The 19,851-nt window shown below is 42.1% G+C and carries 20 protein-coding genes; 12 read left to right on the forward strand and 8 right to left on the reverse strand.

The genetic code is table 11. From position 1 onward, the window contains the following. Positions 1-40: 40 nt before the first annotated feature. The gene (gene nhaR, locus DXX94_RS03605; RefSeq protein ID WP_116013911.1) at positions 41-946 is read right to left on the reverse strand and encodes a transcriptional activator NhaR; all 906 of its coding nucleotides are present in this window, start codon (positions 944-946) and stop codon (positions 41-43) included. A 182-nt stretch (positions 947-1,128) separates the two neighbouring features. Here nhaR and DXX94_RS03610 point away from each other — a divergent pair, with 182 nt between their 5' ends. Together DXX94_RS03610 and nhaA are read left to right on the forward strand one after the other, a co-directional pair. Then, on the forward strand, positions 1,129-1,545 hold the full coding sequence (locus tag DXX94_RS03610; protein ID WP_116013912.1) for a hypothetical protein: 417 nt from the start codon (positions 1,129-1,131) through the stop codon (positions 1,543-1,545). A gap of 192 nt (positions 1,546-1,737) precedes the next feature. Continuing rightward, positions 1,738-3,033 (forward strand): Na+/H+ antiporter NhaA, encoded by a 1,296-nt coding sequence (gene nhaA / locus DXX94_RS03615; protein ID WP_116013914.1) that lies wholly within the window; start codon positions 1,738-1,740, stop codon positions 3,031-3,033. Positions 3,034-3,090: 57 nt separating this feature from the next. Here the strand turns inward: nhaA and norR are convergent, their stop codons facing one another. Continuing rightward, complete coding sequence (gene norR / locus DXX94_RS03620) at positions 3,091-4,725, reverse strand: nitric oxide reductase transcriptional regulator NorR (protein WP_116013916.1); 1,635 nt, start codon at positions 4,723-4,725, stop codon at positions 3,091-3,093. Positions 4,726-5,201: 476 nt separating this feature from the next. Here norR and DXX94_RS03625 point away from each other — a divergent pair, with 476 nt between their 5' ends. Genes DXX94_RS03625 through hmpA form a run of 3 tightly spaced genes read left to right on the forward strand, consistent with a single transcriptional unit; the run spans position 5,202 to position 7,961 of the window. Beyond that, positions 5,202-5,486, forward strand: coding sequence for a hypothetical protein (locus DXX94_RS03625; protein ID WP_258872090.1), 285 nt, complete (start codon positions 5,202-5,204; stop codon positions 5,484-5,486). A 1-nt stretch (position 5,487) separates the two neighbouring features. Beyond that, entirely contained in the window at positions 5,488-6,717 is a 1,230-nt protein-coding gene (locus DXX94_RS03630; RefSeq protein ID WP_258872091.1) for an NnrS family protein, read from the forward strand. Positions 6,718-6,752: 35 nt separating this feature from the next. Further along, a complete protein-coding gene (gene hmpA, locus DXX94_RS03635; protein WP_116013917.1) occupies positions 6,753-7,961 on the forward strand; it encodes an NO-inducible flavohemoprotein in 1,209 nt (402 codons plus the stop codon). Between the two features lie 66 nt (positions 7,962-8,027). On the opposite strand, the gene recR is transcribed toward hmpA, so the two are convergent. The 3 genes from recR to DXX94_RS03650 all read right to left on the reverse strand — a co-directional run bounded on the left by recR (position 8,028) and on the right by DXX94_RS03650 (position 9,812). Beyond that, on the reverse strand, positions 8,028-8,633 hold the full coding sequence (gene recR / locus DXX94_RS03640; RefSeq protein ID WP_116013919.1) for a recombination mediator RecR: 606 nt from the start codon (positions 8,631-8,633) through the stop codon (positions 8,028-8,030). Between the two features lie 202 nt (positions 8,634-8,835). Continuing rightward, positions 8,836-9,153 (reverse strand): DUF962 domain-containing protein, encoded by a 318-nt coding sequence (locus tag DXX94_RS03645; protein ID WP_116013920.1) that lies wholly within the window; start codon positions 9,151-9,153, stop codon positions 8,836-8,838. Positions 9,154-9,155: 2 nt separating this feature from the next. Further along, positions 9,156-9,812, reverse strand: a complete 657-nt coding sequence (locus DXX94_RS03650; RefSeq protein ID WP_116018275.1) for a GNAT family N-acetyltransferase — start codon at positions 9,810-9,812, stop codon at positions 9,156-9,158. 306 nt (positions 9,813-10,118) lie between these two features. Between DXX94_RS03650 and DXX94_RS03655 the strand changes: the two genes are divergently transcribed. Further along, positions 10,119-10,349 (forward strand): DUF2789 domain-containing protein, encoded by a 231-nt coding sequence (locus DXX94_RS03655; RefSeq protein ID WP_116013922.1) that lies wholly within the window; start codon positions 10,119-10,121, stop codon positions 10,347-10,349. A gap of 126 nt (positions 10,350-10,475) precedes the next feature. Here DXX94_RS03655 and DXX94_RS03660 read toward each other — a convergent pair whose 3' ends face one another. Next, positions 10,476-10,841 (reverse strand): DUF3192 domain-containing protein, encoded by a 366-nt coding sequence (locus DXX94_RS03660; RefSeq protein ID WP_115999897.1) that lies wholly within the window; start codon positions 10,839-10,841, stop codon positions 10,476-10,478. Positions 10,842-11,012: 171 nt separating this feature from the next. Between DXX94_RS03660 and DXX94_RS03665 the strand changes: the two genes are divergently transcribed. Then, on the forward strand, positions 11,013-11,369 hold the full coding sequence (locus DXX94_RS03665; RefSeq protein WP_116013923.1) for a DNA-binding protein: 357 nt from the start codon (positions 11,013-11,015) through the stop codon (positions 11,367-11,369). Between the two features lie 40 nt (positions 11,370-11,409). Here the strand turns inward: DXX94_RS03665 and syd are convergent, their stop codons facing one another. Further along, the gene (gene syd, locus DXX94_RS03670; RefSeq protein ID WP_116013925.1) at positions 11,410-11,982 is read right to left on the reverse strand and encodes a SecY-interacting protein; all 573 of its coding nucleotides are present in this window, start codon (positions 11,980-11,982) and stop codon (positions 11,410-11,412) included. A gap of 66 nt (positions 11,983-12,048) precedes the next feature. Between syd and queF the strand changes: the two genes are divergently transcribed. Further along, complete coding sequence (gene queF / locus DXX94_RS03675; protein ID WP_116013927.1) at positions 12,049-12,900, forward strand: NADPH-dependent 7-cyano-7-deazaguanine reductase QueF; 852 nt, start codon at positions 12,049-12,051, stop codon at positions 12,898-12,900. A gap of 91 nt (positions 12,901-12,991) precedes the next feature. Here queF and DXX94_RS03680 read toward each other — a convergent pair whose 3' ends face one another. Beyond that, positions 12,992-14,779 carry a M61 family metallopeptidase gene (locus tag DXX94_RS03680; RefSeq protein WP_116013928.1) on the reverse strand — a complete coding sequence of 596 codons (1,788 nt, stop codon included), beginning with the start codon at positions 14,777-14,779 and terminating at the stop codon, positions 12,992-12,994. Positions 14,780-15,118: 339 nt separating this feature from the next. Between DXX94_RS03680 and DXX94_RS03685 the strand changes: the two genes are divergently transcribed. From DXX94_RS03685 to DXX94_RS03700, 4 genes are all read left to right on the forward strand, one after another. After that, positions 15,119-16,744 (forward strand): GGDEF domain-containing protein, encoded by a 1,626-nt coding sequence (locus DXX94_RS03685; protein ID WP_116013930.1) that lies wholly within the window; start codon positions 15,119-15,121, stop codon positions 16,742-16,744. Positions 16,745-16,835: 91 nt separating this feature from the next. Continuing rightward, the gene (gene ppnN, locus DXX94_RS03690; RefSeq protein ID WP_116013931.1) at positions 16,836-18,230 is read left to right on the forward strand and encodes a nucleotide 5'-monophosphate nucleosidase PpnN; all 1,395 of its coding nucleotides are present in this window, start codon (positions 16,836-16,838) and stop codon (positions 18,228-18,230) included. Beyond that, complete coding sequence (gene xni, locus DXX94_RS03695) at positions 18,227-19,030, forward strand: flap endonuclease Xni (protein WP_116013933.1); 804 nt, start codon at positions 18,227-18,229, stop codon at positions 19,028-19,030. Before ppnN ends, xni begins: the two co-directional genes overlap by 4 nt. Positions 19,031-19,212: 182 nt before the next feature. Next, on the forward strand, positions 19,213-19,590 hold the full coding sequence (locus DXX94_RS03700; RefSeq protein WP_116013934.1) for a DUF3192 domain-containing protein: 378 nt from the start codon (positions 19,213-19,215) through the stop codon (positions 19,588-19,590). Positions 19,591-19,851 lie beyond the last annotated feature (261 nt).

Raw genomic sequence — 19,851 nt, forward strand, 5'->3', positions numbered from 1 at the left:
TTTTATAGCTGCATAACTGATAGACGATAAATTTGTTGGTCTAGTCAGCCCTATTAATACCTGCGGCGATTTTAACAATATTTGACACTAGCGGGTGAACAATGCTGCCTTGAGGGGTAATGAGTTGATATTCCTGAGAGATATTTTCTGCTTTACCAATGTAGGCAACATTAAATTTACCCATAATCTCTTCTTTAATCATCAGTGGCGCGGGAAATATGCCAAAACCATCCCGACCTAGTGATTTCATTAATGCGATGTCGGTAGCGTAGACCGTAATATCAGGCGCTATTTTATTCACATCAAACCATTGCATTAGGCTGCGGGTTAAACTGCTGTTTTGACCTGGCATCACCACTTGAGCATGATCCAGGCAGTAAGGAAAATTAGCGATAAGCTCATCAATATCGCCATCACTGTGTGAGGCAAAAAAACCGATTTCGCTGTGACCAATATGCTGACAATAAAGCGGTAGATCAACGTCGGCGATCAATGGCAAATCCGTCAAAATCATATCAAGTTTGTGCAGTGCCAGCTGACCAACAAGTTCATCTAAGTTGCCATCTTGAATGCCTAACCTTACATGCTGTTCACCCGTCAAGGCTGGCGATAGCCATTTACTGGCTAATGTTTTAGGCAAGCCATCTGTCACACCAACTCGGCACATGGTAGTGACGTGTTTCTCTCCGGACGCCACCGTGTGCAACCACTCTTGTGCCTTAGCAAACATATCATCTGCGTAAGATTTAGTTAGGGCGCCAAATTCTGTTAACTCAAGACTACGTCCACGTTTGATAAATAACGGTCGATCTAATCGCTCTTCTAAAGCCGCAATTTGCGCACTCACAGTTTGGGGCGCAAGGTTCAGTTTTTGTGCAGCTCGAGAGATTCCTCCTTCATTTGCTGTCACCCAAAAATAGTAGAGATGGTTATAATTTATCTGCATTCGCTGTCCCGCTTACCTAGTCTACTTAATGAGCATTATTTCGAAAATTACGAAGTAATAGTCAGAAATATTCAGATTTTATCTTAACGAGAGTTAAATTAACTTTAAAGACCACATGGCTAATAATTGACTGGTCTGAGAATTGGTTAACCACTTCTACCTGTCAATTAATGAGGTGATTTATGCGTATTTCCATTGTATTGGTTTTAACGGTATTGTTCAGCTTTTCAGCGCCTTCTCTAGCGGCTAAATTCTCAGCTGAGGCGATGATAAATGAATGTTTATCCGACAATATATCGCAGCAGCAACAGGTTGGTTGTCAGGGCTTTTTCTATGGCCTTATCAGTAAAAAGCAAGCACTGCTTGCACCAGTAAAATCAAAAGGCCTAGTCGATCGCGCCTACAACAGTAGAACCAGCACCAGTAACTACAGTGTCGTCAAAACACGTAAGTATGGTATGGATCAAGTATGTTTGCCTGACGACATTGACTATCAGACATTCAAAAGTGTGCTAAAGAAAGCTGCAATTAATTATAACGCTCAGCTTGATGTGGAATCGGTCACCGACATTCTGGCGCGACACTACAGTTGCAAATAACACGCAGTTAATAGCACGTAAGCGCCACCTACTAACCTCACAAATGCGTTCAACGTGCCTATCAGCCCCATGCACTATATTTACTAATAAGTTCATAAGCTATTAACTCGCTTATGGCGCTTAAGGGCTTTCTCGTGATAACAAATCTTTCCTAACCGGAACTAAAGGGTAATTTCGACAACAGGTTAAGCTATGACCACGATTAAGAAGTTTTTGCAGCTGGAAGCTGCCGCAGGATTGATTCTTTTATTTGCAACGCTGTTAGCGTTATTAGTCGCTAACAGCGCTTTGTCTGTCTACTACGAGATGCTGATCCAAATTCCAGCAGGCATTCATATCGGTGGTCTAGCGATAAATAAGCCGATTTTACTTTGGGTAAACGACGGCCTAATGGCAGCGTTTTTCTTTTTGGTCGGTTTAGAATTAAAGCGCGAACTGCTTGAAGGACACTTATCTGAACCTAAAAACACCCTACTTCCAATTTTTGGCGCTGTCGGCGGTATGGTTATACCAGCGCTCATTTATTTAGCGCTCAATTATCACGATGAAGTAAATCGCATTGGTTGGGCCATTCCAGCCGCAACCGATATCGCTTTTGCGCTCGGCATTCTAATGTTACTTGGCAAGCAAGTTCCTGCCGCACTTAAAATATTCCTAGTGACCCTTGCCATTATTGATGATATTGGCGCCATTGTTATCATCGCGGTTTTCTACACTCAACAAATAGAAACCGTACCGCTATTTATCAGCGCAATATGTTTAGTGATCTTAACTTTGCTCAATAAAAAAGGAGTGTCTGACATACCGGCCTATATTTTAATTGGCGGTATTCTTTGGGTAGCAGTTTTAAAATCAGGCGTTCATGCCACTTTAGCTGGGGTATTACTCGCTTTCTTTATCCCAATGCGCGATAGCAAGAATCCCGACCACTCGCCAGTTAAGCAACTAGAATCTAGCCTACACAGCTCTGTTGCCTTTGTTATTCTGCCACTTTTCGCCTTTGCCAATGCTGGCATCGATTTTCGAGAGCTCACTTCAGAGGCGATAACTCATCCTATCACCTTAGGTATTGCGCTTGGATTAGTGGTAGGCAAGCCACTGGGTATTATGTCGATGTGTTTTATTGCCATCAAACTCGGCGTTGCTAGGCTACCAACAGGTATTGGGTGGTATCATATTTTCGGTGTATCAGTGCTATGTGGTATCGGCTTTACCATGAGTTTGTTTATCGGCTCGCTCGCCTTTGAAACAACAGGGAGCAACATTATTGTTGATGAACGCCTTGGTATTTTATTAGCGTCATTTATTTCTGCCATTCTTGGCTTTATGATCTTAAAAAATGCGTCTGCAACACAAACGTTAAGTGATGATGGTAATGATAATCGCCAGAAAGAAAGCGGTTTATCTGGAGACAAAACCAATCATTCTGATGATCAAAGTCATTTTGCAGCTAACAGCCGTAAAACAAATACTTCCAGTGAGGCATAGTGTGCATAAATTGTGTGCTTTAATTTGGCACATCATTGCTTTAGCTTAACTGGTAGACTAACGAATAACTTTATCAATATGAATATCAAGCCGTTTTGCAAGGCGTGTTAAGTTAGCGCGATCAACCCCCAGATGCTTAGCAGCCCTGCTCCAATTTCCTTGATAAAGGGATAAGGCACGACGCACCAGCTGACGCTGATAGGCATCAACGTTGTCTCGTAAATTTATTGGCGTGTCGTCAAATTGCTTGTTGGCAAATTCATTGCCTATTTCTGTTTGAGTAGAAACTGCTAACAAGTCCTCTTCTGTTGCTTGTTTCGAACCACTAAAACCACCAATTGGGGCTACTAATTCACTATCGTTATCCGTAATTGTTACTATCGATTCATAACGATTAGCAGCTGGCACTTTTGCACATGCTTTTAATGCCGCTCGATTTAACAAATGTTCTAATTCCCGAACATTACCAGGCCAAGTGTAATGCGTTAGCTGCTGCATTAGCTTGGTTGATAATTTTAATTGGCCGACACCAAGCTTGCGTTTTGCACGTTCAATAAAAAAGCCAGCCAGCAAGGCGACATCACCATGGCGATCGCGCAATGCTGGTACTTTGATCGGGTAAACGTTTAGTCGGTGATATAAATCAGCGCGAAAACGGCCATTTTCGACTTCATCTTTTAAATTGCGATTTGTTGCCGCAATCACGCGAACATTGACAGTGATAACTTCATCTTGCCCAACCGGTTGAACCTCTTGGCTTTGTAGCACTCGTAATAACTTGCTCTGCGCAGCAAGCGGCAGTTCGCCCACTTCATCAAGAAAAATAGTGCCGCCGTCAGCAATAACAAACTTACCAGCGCGCTTACTATCGGCACCAGTAAAGGCGCCTTTAACATGTCCGAATAGCTCACTTTCAATCAAATTTTCGGGTAACGCAGCACAATTCACGTGAATGATTGCTGCTTCAGAGCGGCTCGATTGCTGGTGAATACTATGAGCAATAAGCTCCTTACCTGTGCCACTTTCTCCCTCAATCAACACAGAGTAATTTGAAGGCGCAACCATACTTATCTCATGATTAAGCTTTTCCATCGCGGCACTTTGTCCAATAAGTTCGGTATGAGCACCCGACATGCTAGGTTCGTTGATAGCACGCATTACCGCTTTAGAGTGATCAATATTCGATTCGAGTGAGTTTAAGGTAAGCGCTGTGTGCAAATTAACCGCGACCATTGCACTTACCAAAGACAGTGCACGCTCAGACAAACCATTGAATATATTCGGTGTTAAGCTATCAAGCGTTAATACGCCAATTAAGTTTTCATCGAAATAAAGCGGTAGCCCCATGCAAGCGTGGATCGGTAAATCGCCTTCTTTGCTACTCAGCAGGCCATCATAGGGATCGGGAAGTGGCGAGTCAGCCGCAAATCGTATCGCTTCTATTGCATTGCAAATTTGGCGAAACCTAGGGTGCTCATCAATGGCAAAACGTCGCCCCATGGTATCAGCACTTAACCCTTGGCTAGCTATCGGTTGCAAGTATTCACCTTTGATAACGAGCAAAGCGATAGCATCACAGGTAATAACCTTGCGAATTGCCGTTAGGACATCATCAAAGCGCTGCTCGTTTGCCGCGCTCTGTGCCAATTCAATAGATAATTCTAATAATTGATTGTCAGCTAAATTGTTCATTTGATGGTTGTTCTTTTGATTGCCGTTATTTTGATTACTGTTTTTTTGTTTTTAATTTTGTGCTGTGTTCATTATGTCGGTATGGAAACGACTAGCTAGCTTCTCTCTACCTTTTTCTCTAATTAACTACCTACCTTTTTATCTAAGTACCTAGTTAAACCGTTAGCAGCTTTCAGCTGACTCAACCCAACTATATCAAATACACACAACCATGTCTTTATGACCTGTTTAAATCCTGTGTTATTTTGACTCAATAAAATCATAAAATTAAAATATTTATATATATTTCAATACATTAAAAGATTGGCACTAGTCTTGATATGACTCGTGTAGGTAACGCTTAGATAACTAAGCCTTAGAAAGTCATTCTAAGGTCAATAGCGCGCAGATAAGCCCCGCTAGCACTCCAAGAGAAATGACGTCGCGTAAGTTACAGATTTTAGCAAAAGCATTAAACCCAAAACGTCGGAGCCATTATGTACCCTGCACCATATTCAAATTTTCTAATTGCTGATGACCGTCAATTTGACCAAACACAGCTGAATTTTCAAAAATGCATTCTTATTGGCAATTGGATGATGCTTACTTCTTTAACCGTCACCTTGATGTGCGTTGCCATTACTTTTGGTTTTGACCAATACTTTTCGATTGCAAGCCAAGTCACCGCGCATATCGCGACAATCATTTTTGCTGGTGTTTTAAAAGTGGGTTACGTTTTACGCTGCGTTGGTGTCCACGGGTTAGGTCACAAGGTGTTTTAAGATGATGATATCTGAACCACCTGTAAATGCTGAAAACAATACCTCAGCTTTATCCATATTTAATGATCGCCATCCACTATGGCAATTGTCATTTCGCGCCTTCTTTTTAGCGGCAAGCTTGTTTTCTGTAGTTGCCGTTGCGCTTTGGGTGGCATCGCTATCAGATCTTAGTTTTGAGAGTCCAATTACTGCTAAAGCTCTCTACTTACCCAGCTTAGTTTGGCACGCTCATGAGATGATATTTGGTTTTGCTGCCACTGTTGCTATTGGGTTTATCTTAACCGCGGTGCAAACTTGGACAAGTTCACCAAGCATTAGCGGTCGTCCAGTTATGGCACTGCTTGCAATTTGGGTCATGGTGAGAGCGCTTCTTTGGTACAACACAATAACAAGTCTAGCTTTTGCCATTGCACTACAGAGCCTTTGGTGGCTTGCTATTATTGGCTACTATGTGCGTATTGTGTTGCGCGCGAAGAACAAGCGAAACTACTTGTTTATTCCTCTACTTAGTGCGCTAGCAACGGTCAATTTGCTCGTATTAGGCTGTGGTTTAGCAGGGAAAACAGATTTAGCACTGTATTTTGCACGCTCAGCGGTACTCATTTTTACCCTAGTGATGGCGGTTGTTGGTGGCCGTGTAATCCCGTTTTTTACAGTTCGCGGGGCTGGTACTGAGCCCAAGCAACCGCTACCTTCGCTGGAAATGGCGCTACTACCAGTCGCCATTGCTGGCATCACTATTTTTATCCTTGGGCAGTTTATCTCCCTGCCAATCACGCCAGCCCTATTTATGCTATCTGCTGGCATACTGCATCTAGTGCGCTGCGCTCGTTGGTCAGGTATGAAAACACTGGATGTGCCACTGCTTTGGTCGTTGCACTTAGCCTACTTATTAATGAGTCTAGGGCTTATCGCGCTGGGTTTGAGCTACCTTACCCCTATGGTTCAATTTAGCGCTGCACTGCATTTAATCACTATTGGCGCAGTAGGTTTGATGATCATTGCTATGATGAGTCGAGTATCACTAGGCCATACGGGGCGCGCGTTAATCACAAAACGCCATATCAATTTGGCATTTTACTTGGTAGCTGCCGCCGCATTAGTTCGTTTTATCTTGCCACACCTAGGCTATACCCTGCTGAGCTGGCAGCTTAGCGCCTTGCTATGGGGTATCGCATTTAGCTTATTTTTCTTCACTTACTGGCCAATACTTACTAAACCTCGTCAGTAAGCTCACTTTTAACTTTCTAGTTTGTTGGAGTAGACATGCAATCTAATCAAGCCCTTTCCGTTCAAGATATTAGCCTAGTGCAATCAACCTTACCGCTTATTGAGCAGGCCGGTGATGCTGTAACAGCGCACTTTTATCAACGAATGTTTCACCACAATCCTGAGCTGAAAGATATTTTTAATTTAACCAATCAAGAAACCGGTCGACAGAAAGCAGCATTGTTCGAGGCGATTGTCGCCTATGCGAAAAACCTAGATAAGATTAACGTGTTAAAACATGCCGTTGAGCGTATCGCCAATAAACACGTGAGCTTTCATATTAAACCAGACGATTACAAAATTGTTGGTCATCATCTTATTGAAACCATGCGCGAGCTGCTGGGCGAGCATTTCACACAAGCGATTGAAAAAGCATGGTCAACCGCATATCAAGTACTCGCCAACTTGTTTATCAACCTGGAAGAAGAATTATATGTTAACCGTGAAACTGCGACAGGTGGCTGGCGTGGTAAACGTGCCTTTAGCCTAGTAGAGAAAATTCAAGAATCTGAGTTGGTCACAAGCTTTGTTTTTGAACCGATTGATCAGCAGCCTGTCATGAACTACTTTCCCGGTCAGTACATAGGCATTGAGTTAAAGCCGACAACATCACCTTACAACGAAATTCGACAATACTCGCTGTCAACTAGCCCAAATGGTAAGAGCTACCGCATTTCGGTAAAACGTGAGTTAAGCGATGTAAGCGAGCGCAATGGTGTGATGTCGAACTATTTACACGATCATTTAAACCTAGGTGACATTGTTGATTTACACGCCCCTACCGGCGACTTTTATTGGCAAGATCGTCAACGACCTGTAGTGCTAATTTCAGCTGGTGTTGGCATTACCCCAATGCAAGCCATGTTGGATACGCTCGCTCAGAACAACTATTCACAACAGGTTATTTATTTACATGCCTGTGAAAACAAGGCGCAACACTCTTTTGCCAATCACACAGCAAAGCAATGTAAACAACAAGGTTGGCAAGCGTATACTTGGTATCGAGAAGGAGCAGCTGACCAACCAAACACCTTCACAGGTATATTGGATTTTTCAGTAATTGATTTACCATTAGATACAAATGGTGATTTTTATCTTTGTGGTCCAGTCGGATTTATGCAGTTTGCCAAGCAGCAACTACTCAAACTTGGTGTAGATGAGTCATGTATTCATTATGAGGTATTTGGCCCGCACGCCAACCTTTAAGGGCTATCGGGTAACAAGGATTTGCGGTGTCGAGTAAACCACTTGTCACCGCAGTTTTATAGTGAACTATACCTGATAGCTTTTTCGGCCTGACAACGCATGTGACAAAGTATTGCCATCAACATACTCAAGCTCGCCGCCTACTGGCACTCCGTGAGCAATACGCGATAAATTGACTTCAAATGACTTTGCCATTTCCGCGATAAAGTGCGCAGTGGCTTCCCCTTCAACTGTAGGGTTGGTGGCTAAAATCACTTCCTTAATACCGCCCTGTTGCAGTTGTGCTTCAAGCAAGTCTAACCCTAAATCTTCTGGGCCAATGCCGTCGATTGGTGATAAGTGCCCCATTAAAATAAAGTATCGACCTTGAAACTCACCCGTTTGCTCGATGGCAATAACATCTGCTGGGCTTTCAACAATACATAATTGTTCAGCATGCTGGCGACGCGGGCTTTCACAAATATCGCATAAGGTTTGTTCAGTAAAGTTACGACACTGCTGACAATGCCCGACCTGCTCCATTGCTTTTGCCATCGTTTCCGCCAGCTTAGCACCACCTTGACGGTTTCGCTCTAATAAGTGAAACGCCATACGCTGGGCAGTTTTGGCGCCAACACCAGGTAAACAACGAAAAGATTCAATTAATTCTTGGACAAGTGGGCTGAACTTCATAGAGATATAAATTAGGTAATTAAGGTCAAAAACGGGCAAAGTGTAGCAAGCTAAACGTCAGCAAGACAATAAAAATCAAGCCTATTCACGCGCATTGACATCTATTGGCACAGAGCCTAAGTAAATGAACGCTATTAACATAAAAAAAGCACCAATTGATTCCATCAATTTGGTGCTTTCACTAAATTCGCAATTTATAACACTATTGTTTTGGGCTTTGGCGGTTCGTTAAAAACTCTTTAAGCATTCGCCAGTCACCAATAAAGCTGTACCAAGGATAGGTAAAGGTTGCCGGACGATTCTTCTCAAAGAAAAAATGTCCGACCCAAGCAAAGGCATAGCCGGAAACAAGAGCTAGCAATACCAGCCACCAAGTTTGCTTAACAAAGGCTAATGCGAGTAATGCAAGTGCTACTGCGCTGCCGATGTAATGTAAACCTCGGCAAATTTTATTTTGGTGTTGCGATAGGTAAAACGGGTAAAATTCTTCAAAGCTTTGATATTTTTTGGGCGTTGCCATGCTTAGCTCCCCGTTAGTGTATTTTCTCTGTGATGCACCATGAGCGCACCCTTTACTTTACCCACTTGCACTTCTTTAATCAGTTCGTAATCGACGTCTTTGAAAAACTCTCGATACTTATCATTAGTGGCGTATACGGCAACACCTTGGCTATCAGGGTGTTCTTCAAGCACAGTATTAACCGCAGCCATTAAATAATGACCAAAACCGTGATGTTGATGCAAAGGGTGAATGGCAATAAAACTGAGCATATGGAATTTCGCTAAGGGCACTTGCGACATGATCAGCTTTTCTTTTTCCATCATTTGTTTGGTTGAGAAGTACCCTGCGTTTAACAGCATTTTTAAGCGCCAATGCCAAAAGCGTTCAAAACCAACGCCATCATCTGGACCATTTAAACAAGCAACGCCCACCATGGCCTCACCAAGATACAAGCCAACCATCGGTTGTTTAGCTTGCCAAAACGCGCCCAATTCTTCACGAATTGATGTGCGCAACCGTTGTTCATAATCTTCTTTGTCGCCATGGAAAATTTCTAAAAAGACAGGGTCATCGTGGTAGGCTTGATACAGTAAAGAAGCGGCAAGCTTAAGATCCTCTGCGGCTAAATAAGTTGCTCGAATATCAACATCTTGTGGTGCGGATACCGTTTGCGTCATAGACTCCCCCATTTTTTAATTGCTTGATAGCGTGTGATTTGTGCTTTTATATTCATACCAATTGAAATAAGCATCTTTATCACGGCAATAGCGTACAAACCTGTTGTTAATTTATTGTAGTAGTACGTGCACTATTCGCTAATCGTTTTTATTTTTCTTGTTTGCAATACCACCATAGCAACAAGCGAAGAATTAGGTCAATAAACAATCAGCATTCGCCTTTGCTACTTTTCCTCTCACCCTTGTTAAGCTTCACTATAATTAAACGACAAAAACATAACCTCGTTAGCTTTGAAAGGCCTGCTTATGGACACTTCCTTACATTCAATGAACACGCTGTTTGCACAATTGGGACTTGCAAATTCACCCGCTGAAATCAATGCCTTTATCGCCAAACATAAAGGCATACCCAGTTCAGTTCGGCTGGCGCAGGCAAGTTTTTGGAGTAAAGCACAACAAGGTTTTATTGAGCAAGCAATTGCGGAAGACGCTGATTGGGCAGAAATTGTTGATAGCCTAGATTCACAGCTAAGGTAGCTTTAACTTCTGATATCAATTTAATTAACTGAAACACCAATTCAAAATAGCCGAAAAACATCAGCACAAAAAAAGCGCTAACGTTAAGGTTAGCGCTTCGGCTTTAAGGTTAGCTGGTTTGTCGTTTTAAAGTTGAGCGTAAGCCATTTCACCCCAACTAACTAACAAACCATCGCGGAAAATGAGTGGTGTACATTCGTCTTTAGTAGTGATGCCGTCTTTGTGTTTACGGTTAGTGCGGTAATAAAGTACTTGCACATTTTCACCGTCTTTTTGGTAAACCTCGTTAAAATCTGCAACACCTAAACGTGATTGCACATCAGCAAAAGATGCATTCAATTGTAAGCGTGCGATCTTTTTACGGTTTTCGTATTCTCGATCACCTAAATCATACCCGTAGTGACCATCGTCACCCCCCACTGAAACTACACAGCCACTCAATGCCATTGTTAGCGGTAATGCAGTTAATAATAAAACAAGTGACTTTTTCATCTTCTATAATTCCCTAAGTTTGATTATTATTGCTTACCACTCAGCAAGTCATGCACCAAGATTTCAAGCTATTGATTTTATTATATTTTCAATGAATGCATCAAAGCTTTGAAATTTAGCACTTGGTCATATTTGCTAATACTTGTTAATTTTTTCACACGAATAAGCATTATGACGATTAAAGACGAAATTTTAGCCATTGCTAACCAGCTTGCCAACGATGGACAAAGCCCAACAGTCGCGAAAGTGAAAGCAAAGCTCAGCGAAGCCGCGCCATTACCCACGATTATTAACACCCTTAAAAGCTGGCAGCATCAGCCAGAGAAGACCAGTGTTGATAAGGCGAATAAGGGGTTAAATAGTGCTGATAAAAGTAGTGAAAATATCCAAACGGTAGAGTTATCTGAGGCACAATTGGCCCTGTTGCAAGATAAGCTACAAAGTCATATCGAGAAGGCGGTTGCAGCAGCGATTGAGCCACTGCAAGAAGAGCTTGCTGAAATAAAACAGCTACTTAAAGCTAAATAACCTCTGGCCTAGGTTGCGTCACAAAAACAATATTTTGCAATTAATCATAAATCATAGGCGTTAACTGGCTTAGAAACTCTGTTAAATTGTCTGCAAGCTTTTTATGTGGCGCTTTTCCTACCTGCTCGACCCAAACTTCACCCGTTTGGTTATCAAGCGATAAAATAAAGTCGTCTTGATCGGTAAGTGCAAAAAATATGGTCACGTCTTGTTTAAGCTTACGCTTCATTAGCACATGGCCAATAATGTTCTCTTGCAAACGAGCAAAATCGGCTTCGCTCCAAGGAAATAATAAGGTCAAGTTGCCATCATCACAGCTTAGATCGAAACTTTCGCTATAAAGTGTCGTGAAATAAGTTTTGATATCGGGGTGTAATGACAATTCAAGCGCCTGCTCAACATTATCAAAAGACAATGGGCTTTCTGTGCTTTCGGCACTTGTAGGCTGCCAAAAATTTGCATCAGCTGAGTATTCCCCTGCCAAACAAGGAGATGGCCATTCTTCGTCTTTTTCGATAACTGGCAAATGACCATGTTTGTCTTGAAATGCCGACACAAAACTTGATGCTAAGGCGTGTAATTGTCTGCTTAATTCATTGTCTGGGCGTGTCATCTTGGTCAAAATCCTAGTAAAATAGCGCCATTAGTTCGTTAACATTTCAATTTTATTAAGCAGTTCATGGCAAAGTATCAAAACAGTGGCCTATTAGAAGGTTTAACGTTAGGAAAAGCAACAGATTATAGCGACCAGTATGATCCAAGCTTGCTGCAAGGGGTGCCACGTAGTTTAAATCGCGACGATTTAGACATAGACCAAAGTAAATTACCGTTTTTTGGTGAAGATATCTGGTATGGCTACGAAGTTTCTTGGCTGAATGCTAAAGGTAAGCCAGTCGTTGCGGTTGCAGAATTCCACTTTCCTTGTTCAAGTGATAATTTAATCGAATCTAAGTCGTTCAAATTGTACCTAAACAGCTTCAATCAAACGCGTTTTGGTAGCCAAGCGCAAGTGATTGAGCATATGACCAATGATTTATCGAAAGTGGCAGGTGCTCACGCAACCGTGCGTTTATTTCCTGTCGATAACTGCCCGCCTCTGGCAATCGCAGCGACAAAGGCCACTTGTATTGATGAGTTAGATATCGAGATTGATCAATACCAATATCAGCCAACACTGTTAGCTGACGCTGCAGGCAAGGGTAAAAAACAAGTAACCGAACAGCTGGTTAGCCATTTGTTAAAATCGAATTGTTTAATCACCAATCAGCCAGATTGGGCCAGTGTTTATATTAGCTATACGGGCAATGAAATTGATAAAGAAAAGCTACTGAAATATCTAATCTCATTTCGTGATCACAATGAGTTTCACGAACAATGTGTCGAACGTATCTATTGTGATATTCAGCAGTTTTGTAACCCTAAGTATTTAACGGTTTTTGCTCGCTATACTCGTCGAGGTGGATTAGATATCAACCCTTATCGCAGTTCGCTGCCGTCAAACGCGCCTAGCTCACGCTCGCTAAGACAATAGCGTCCATTTAAATACAATTTAAATTGGTTTAAAAAAGCACCCTAGGGTGCTTTTTTTGTTTGTTCAACGTTTAATCCCAACTGAATTAACGCTATTTTTCAGGAAATGCTAAGCCTGTCCACGCTTGATAGAAGGCTTTTTGCGCTTCGCTCGCGTCAGCCATAGGTTGCACTTTTAGCTTACCTGCTGGTAGCTCACCAAGTTTAACTGTTTTAGTGACAAGCTGATCACGACGAAAGAAAGTAAACGTCACTTTTTGCTTTGGCTTAAAGTTGCTTAAGCGTTTAGTTAAGTCTTTATCTTTCATGCGCAAGCCATCAACCGCAACAATAATGTCATCGGTAGTTAATCCGGCACGCCATGCAGGGCTACCTTTTTCAACACTGGTAAGTTTCAAACCATTAGTATCGGCTTTAGTAGCAATACCTGACCACGCCTTAGTTTTATCCGTTTTACCATAGCTGATCTCTAAGCCGGCTTTGGCGAGCAGTTTGTCGAAGCTTGGCTTGGCATGGCCGTCGATATTTTCTGCCCACCACGCTTGATAATCTTCGCCAGTTACTCGTTTTAGGATATTGCGAACGTCTTGGTCGTTAAAGGTTTTAGGAATACTAAACTCTTTGTATAAAATGTCGTGAACATTGCGGTAGCTCTGTGCTAACCCCGTTTTTTCTAGAATGTCGACGTCCAACATCCAAGACACTAAGAAACCTTCTGAGTAAATATTCACGCTATGGTTTTTGTGGTAATCACCGCCTTCGCTGATCCACTTATCAAAACTCGCCTCAGCCACTGATTGACTGTCACGGCCCGGTTTTCTTAAATAGCTATTGATGCGACGAGCAAGGTGATCCAGCCATTCTTTGCTAGTCATAATATCACCGCGCATCAGCAGTTGATTTTGCAAGTAGCTAGTCGAACCTTCAGATAACCACAGTAAGTTAGAGTAGTTTTCACCTTGATAATCATATGGCACTAGCCCTTCTGGGCGATATTGCTTCACGTTCCACGTATGAACAAACTCATGTGCGGCAGTGCCTAAAAAGCTAAGGTAATCTTTGCGCTCAGCAAAGGTATAGCGATCACGCTGAATAATCGTTGAGTTAATATGCTCAGTGGCACCACGCGCACCGCTTGTGGCATGAACCATAAACACATAACGTTCGAATGGGAAGTCAGACCAAATGGTGTCACCCTGACTGACGATCTTTTCCAAATCCTCAACCATCTGATCAGCATCGTAGTTACCTTTACCCCAAATCACTAACTCGTAATCGCGACCATCAACATCAAATTTATAAAAGTCGTTAATGCCCGTTTCAATCGGCGAGTCGATCAGCAAATCGTAATCTGCGGCAATAAACTGGTGTTTGTTACGACCTTTTTTCAAACCAGAGACACTGCGCCACTTTTTCGGTACTTTCAATTGAATCACGTGTTTATCGTCACGGCTTTCATCGGTGTACATCACAACACCTGAGGCATCTAAAAACGCGTGGCTGTCGTCAACGTGACGTGTGCGGTAGCCCAGCTGATTGGCATACACTTGGTAACTCACATCAACACCGTCGCTTAAGTCACCGGTAATACGCCAAGTATCTTTGTCGATTTTCTGCCAAATAAGGTTACTATCTTTTACGTTGAATTCACGAATACCGTTGGCAAGGTTTAAAATTTCATAACGCCCTGTACGCCATGTTGGCAGCTTTAGGTCAATTGACGCCTGTGTTGAAGCAGGTAACGCCATTTTAACCTTGGCATAGTGATGCTCAGCTTTTGATAAATCAATGTTGACCTTAACATCGGCCAATGCAGACTGAGAAAAGGCGCAGGTCAAAAATAAAGCAATTGGTGACAAACGCTTAGTAATTTTGTTCATAATCAAACTATATTCTTAAAATAAGATGTTAAATAAATGTGTCGAATCATTCGATGGCGTAAGTTTACCTGCTTTGCCAATGATTACCATGTTAGTGCGCTTGAAAATTCGCGGCTTGGTCGAAAAATCTTAAATTTTTACAAAATCTCAGTGGGACAAATAGTTTTATTAACCGTTCTTCTATACAGTGATATTATAAATTGAACTATTATAGTGAAAGTAACTGCTGTCGAAATTCATCAGGCTATAACGTAATTTTCAAACTCATTTTCAGGTACGCGCAATTTTATTGCTAACCAACATATTGAAAGCCCATTTTATTCAGGAAATCATTTACCCATGAGTGAAACGTCTGTTTTTCAGAGTCAACTTCGCCAACTCAAAGCCAAGCTTGATGCCTCTATTCAAGCGCGTTCAACGCTAGAAGAAGACTTTAATAAACGTTCAACCTTGTTAACCGACTTTTTGGTTAAGTTGTCGCGTTTGTGTAAAGGACAAGATCTTGAATTAGACAACCGTATGGCAAAGCTACGCGCCATGCTAAAAAAGAGTGCGCCGCTAGCTGACGTTGAAAAAGAGCTCGCGAACGTTTCTAAGCTGTTAAACAAACAAGCCAGTAAAAACGAGCTTAATATTCGCGACTTACACCAAAAGTTTCACGGCGCTGGTACGACACTGCAAAAAGCGAAAGGTCTGCCACCACAGTCAAGACGCAGTTTACGAAGCTTATTAACCGAAAACTCAGACACCAAAGACACGGTTATTCAATATGTCCCGCAGTTAAGCGAACTGCTCTCCATCTATGGCGAAGTACTGACGGCAAAAGACAGCATTCAAGTAAGCGGACAAGCGCATGCTGCAATGCAATCTAGTGCCGCGTCGCTGATAAATCAATCGAATGGTAACCAGACCGAGGCAGCTAAGAGTGCCAAGAGCTTTATTGAGCGCATTACCTCAATTCTAAGCAACATTAAGTTATCTGAGCAGCTGCAACAAAAGCTGAACCACTTAAAGGATGAGCTGGGAAATACACGGAATATCGATGATAGCTTGCTCAACAACATAGTTGCAGTACTAAATCTTGTTGCTGAAGATATGGAACAAGAGCGAAAAACGGCTAAAACCTTTTTATCAACACTCTCTGGTGCGTTATCCAAAGTGCAGCGCGCGGTTAAGTCTACTCTGTCAAACTCTCAAGGGCACCGCAGTGAACAAGAAAGCATTAATGAATCACTTAACAACCAATTAGGTGATATCGCTGAGATGATCGAATCTGCGCCAAGCCTCACTGAAGCCAAAGCAGAACTGATGACAAAATTTGAAACCATCACACAAACAATTGAGCAAAAAAATAGCTTAGAGCTTGGCTATTTTGAACAGCTAGAGCAACAGCTTGTGGCCATGCGCACCAAAGTCAGTGAATTAGAAAAACAAAGCAAACACTTTGAACAACGCATGCTAGAGCAACAACGCATTAGCCTGCAAGATGCGCTGACTAAGCTAAATAATCGCGCCGCTTTTGACGAGTACTTTGCTAAGCAAATGGTGCGTTTCAATCACCAACAGTTTGAGCTAGCTGTCGCGGTTATCGATTTAGATGACTTTAAACAAATTAATGACACCTATGGCCACACTGCCGGTGATAAAACCTTGCAAGTCATTGCTGCTACCTTGACCAAAGCGCTAACCAAGAATGTCTTCATTGCCCGCTATGGCGGTGAAGAGTTTGTTTTAGTGTTTAACGAGTTAAATGAAAAGGAAGTAATGGCTGCGCTGGAAAACTTCCGTAAAACGATTGCTAAACTGCCATTTAAGTTCAGAAATAACAAAGTCAATATCACCACGTCAATTGGTATTACTCACATTAAGCATGGTGACAACATTCACCTTGCCTTCGAACGCGCCGATGAGGCGTTATATCAAGCAAAACATCAAGGTAAAAACCGAATAATCTACGCACAATAAGTAAACAGGCGCTAGCTGCTATTGGCTTACCCCGATGGCATTAGTGGGATCGTCATTGCTTTTCAATGACTAATTGAATAAGGGGATCAGGATGAAAACTTTAATTAACCCTGTTGGCAACATGAATTTATTGTCACAAATAGAGATTGATCAATTACAAGAATCTGCAGAAAGTAAGCTTTTTCAGCTTTACCGTAATTGCTCACTAGCCGTATTAAATGTAGGTAGCCATACCGATGATGCAGAAGAAATTTATCAGCAATTTCTAGATTTTCACATCAATGTATTGCGCATCGAACGCGGTGTAAAATTAGAGCTCACCAACCCGCCACAAGATGCCTTTGTCGATAACAAAATTATCCGTGGTATTCGCGAGCACTTATCTGCCGTTTTGCGTGACATTTTATTTATCAATGATAAATACGACGGACTGTGCGATAACCTTAGCTGCGAAAGTGAAAAAACGACGCATATTGTTTTTGATATTTTGCGCAACGCCAATGCCATTTTACCCGAGTCTGTACCCGGTTTAATTACCTGCTGGGGCGGACACTCAATCAACACAACCGAATACAAATACACCAAAGAAGTTGGTTACCAACTTGGCCTACGGGGCTTTAATATTTGTACAGGTTGTGGCCCGGGCGCCATGAAAGGGCCAATGAAAGGCGCGACTATTGGCCATGCCAAACAGCGCAATCTTACTGGCCGCTATTTAGGGCTAACCGAGCCGAGTATCATTGCTGCCGAGCCGCCAAACCCTATTGTAAATGAACTGATTATTATGCCGGATATCGAAAAACGGTTAGAAGCGTTCGTTCGTTTATCACATGGTATTATTATCTTTCCTGGTGGCGCTGGTACGGCAGAGGAATTTCTTTATATTCTTGGCATTATGCTCAACGAGAAAAACAAAGAGCAACATTTGCCCATTATTTTAACGGGCCCGAAAGAGAGCGAAGCGTATTTCCAAGAAATCGATAAATTTGTCGTTGCCACGCTTGGCGAGCAAGTGCGTAAGCATTATCGAATTATTGTTGATGATGCGCCAAGTGTTGCCCGCGCGTTAAGCGAAGAAGTTGAGCAAGTGCTCGCCTATCGCAAAGCCAAAGGTGATGCCTTTCACTTCAATTGGTCATTAGAAATTGATCAGGAATTTCAACAACCATTTGAACCAACCCATGAGAACATGGCAAACTTAACGGTAAAAACAGATATGGATACCGCAGCTTTAGCCGCCAACTTGCGCCGAATTTTCTCCGGTATTGTGGCTGGCAATGTCAAAGCCAACGGTATTAAGGCCATTAGGGAACATGGCCCGTTTGTAATTTCTGGGGAAGAGAAAATTATGTCGTTAATGGATAAATTGCTAGATTCATTTGTAAAACAGCAGCGGATGAAACTGCCGGGTAGCGAATACATTCCTTGCTATCGCGTTGCACAAGGCACTGATGCCGCTTCAACCATTCAGGGTCAGCCTGCATGACAGCACATGTCGTACTAATTGATGCGCTTAATTTAATTAGGCGCATTTATGCTGTTCAAGAACGACCGTTCCTGCTCAACAATGAGTTATCGGAAAACACTAAACAGCAGGTGCTTCACAACACAGCGCAAGCTTCGGCGACCGCTGTTGCCAATATTTTGGAATTTTTAATGCCTACTCATGGGGTTGCCGTATTCGACAGCGAGCAGCCCTGTTGGCGCTATCAGCTCTACCCAGACTACAAAAAAGGCCGCAAAAAAATGCCTGAGCATTTAGCGACCAAATTAAGTGACATTCAAGATGCCTTGTTAAGTAAAGGTATTGATTCTATTGAGCCCGAGGAAGACGAAGCAGACGATGTGATTGCCACCTTGGCGATCAAAGTGGCACTGCGAAACCAAAAAGTCACCATAGTCTCAACCGATAAGTGCTTTTTATCGCTGATTAATGAAAACATTCAAGTTTACGATTACTTTAATCGTCGCTTCTTAGACGATAACTATATCGAACAAAAATTCAGTGTAAAATCGAATCAACTAATTGATTTATGGGCACTAACAGGTGATAGCACCAATAAAATTCCCGGTGTTGCTGGCATTGGCCAAATTACCGCTGCGGAGTTGATCAAAGACTATGGTTCGGTCAATGCTATTCTAGCGGCAGATAAAATAAAGTCCTCGGTCAAACAAAAGCTAGATCAAGGGCAAGACATGCTTAAACTTAGTCATCAACTTCTTACTTTAAAGCAAAATATTCCCCTAGGTTTTAACCTCAAAGACATTCGGCTAATGACAGTTTAGTGAGAATTGGTTGGCCGATAAAAATTGTTGCAAATCATCAACAAGCTATTTAAAACTTGCCAATAACTCGCTATGCTAAGAGTCAGCTACAATAAATATTAAGGTTAGTAAGTCGCGGCCATAGTGGCCGAGTTCAGCGGCCAAGTTTACTAATCAAAATTCCAGCAAATTCTTCTAGGGTTATGAGTAAAAAAGTTATTTTCCGTATTTTATTGGCATTAGCAGCTTACGGCATTTTTGTGTTGTTAGTGGTCAATTTTTATAACGACGACCCCGCCAATATGAAATGGGAAGATCGCGAAGCGTTTAACCGCCAATATATTTCAAAGCTACAGCTTGATAACTTTACCTTTGAACAGGCACTTGAAAATTTGGGCAGCCCAGATATCACTGAAGCGAAAAAAGTAGAGAATGTGAACTATCAAGTGATGTTCTACCGCACTCAACACGTGAAATCAGATGGCATTACCACCCAAGAAGAGTGTACACCGCTACTGTTTAGCAATGGCCTACTTACTGCCATTGGCAATGTCGCTTACGAGCAGTTTAAATCCCTTTAAGCTGCTCAATTGCAACGGCTAATCTTTTTACGTGCTGAATTTCCGTAATAAAACTCCTACATATAAAATTTGCCCAGTAAGTTTTCATACTAGCTTACAACCTTAAGCCATGGTATAAAGGCGCGCTTTTTTTCACATAGCCTAACTAAATACTTACTTTAGCGCACCATGCGCACGTTTATTTCTTGCCAATTTGATGCTGGAAATAACGATTAGGCTATGCTTTGAAAATACTTCTGACAAATCTTTAAAGGTACAATA

Source organism: Thalassotalea euphylliae, from assembly GCF_003390375.1.
In the GTDB taxonomy this organism is placed as follows: domain Bacteria; phylum Pseudomonadota; class Gammaproteobacteria; order Enterobacterales; family Alteromonadaceae; genus Thalassotalea_F; species Thalassotalea_F euphylliae_A.

What these genes read in the sequence shown, in the direction of transcription:
- nhaR (WP_116013911.1), bottom strand. Translation starts at nt 946, where the DNA reads ATGCAGATAAATTATAACCATCTCTACTATTTTTGGGTGACAGCAAAT.
- DXX94_RS03610 (WP_116013912.1), top strand. Translation starts at nt 1,129, where the DNA reads ATGCGTATTTCCATTGTATTGGTTTTAACGGTATTGTTCAGCTTTTCA.
- nhaA (WP_116013914.1), top strand. Translation starts at nt 1,738, where the DNA reads ATGACCACGATTAAGAAGTTTTTGCAGCTGGAAGCTGCCGCAGGATTG.
- norR (WP_116013916.1), bottom strand. Translation starts at nt 4,725, where the DNA reads ATGAACAATTTAGCTGACAATCAATTATTAGAATTATCTATTGAATTG.
- DXX94_RS03625 (WP_258872090.1), top strand. Translation starts at nt 5,202, where the DNA reads ATGTACCCTGCACCATATTCAAATTTTCTAATTGCTGATGACCGTCAA.
- DXX94_RS03630 (WP_258872091.1), top strand. Translation starts at nt 5,488, where the DNA reads ATGATGATATCTGAACCACCTGTAAATGCTGAAAACAATACCTCAGCT.
- hmpA (WP_116013917.1), top strand. Translation starts at nt 6,753, where the DNA reads ATGCAATCTAATCAAGCCCTTTCCGTTCAAGATATTAGCCTAGTGCAA.
- recR (WP_116013919.1), bottom strand. Translation starts at nt 8,633, where the DNA reads ATGAAGTTCAGCCCACTTGTCCAAGAATTAATTGAATCTTTTCGTTGT.
- DXX94_RS03645 (WP_116013920.1), bottom strand. Translation starts at nt 9,153, where the DNA reads ATGGCAACGCCCAAAAAATATCAAAGCTTTGAAGAATTTTACCCGTTT.
- DXX94_RS03650 (WP_116018275.1), bottom strand. Translation starts at nt 9,812, where the DNA reads ATGACGCAAACGGTATCCGCACCACAAGATGTTGATATTCGAGCAACT.
- DXX94_RS03655 (WP_116013922.1), top strand. Translation starts at nt 10,119, where the DNA reads ATGGACACTTCCTTACATTCAATGAACACGCTGTTTGCACAATTGGGA.
- DXX94_RS03660 (WP_115999897.1), bottom strand. Translation starts at nt 10,841, where the DNA reads ATGAAAAAGTCACTTGTTTTATTATTAACTGCATTACCGCTAACAATG.
- DXX94_RS03665 (WP_116013923.1), top strand. Translation starts at nt 11,013, where the DNA reads ATGACGATTAAAGACGAAATTTTAGCCATTGCTAACCAGCTTGCCAAC.
- syd (WP_116013925.1), bottom strand. Translation starts at nt 11,982, where the DNA reads ATGACACGCCCAGACAATGAATTAAGCAGACAATTACACGCCTTAGCA.
- queF (WP_116013927.1), top strand. Translation starts at nt 12,049, where the DNA reads ATGGCAAAGTATCAAAACAGTGGCCTATTAGAAGGTTTAACGTTAGGA.
- DXX94_RS03680 (WP_116013928.1), bottom strand. Translation starts at nt 14,779, where the DNA reads ATGAACAAAATTACTAAGCGTTTGTCACCAATTGCTTTATTTTTGACC.
- DXX94_RS03685 (WP_116013930.1), top strand. Translation starts at nt 15,119, where the DNA reads ATGAGTGAAACGTCTGTTTTTCAGAGTCAACTTCGCCAACTCAAAGCC.
- ppnN (WP_116013931.1), top strand. Translation starts at nt 16,836, where the DNA reads ATGAAAACTTTAATTAACCCTGTTGGCAACATGAATTTATTGTCACAA.
- xni (WP_116013933.1), top strand. Translation starts at nt 18,227, where the DNA reads ATGACAGCACATGTCGTACTAATTGATGCGCTTAATTTAATTAGGCGC.
- DXX94_RS03700 (WP_116013934.1), top strand. Translation starts at nt 19,213, where the DNA reads ATGAGTAAAAAAGTTATTTTCCGTATTTTATTGGCATTAGCAGCTTAC.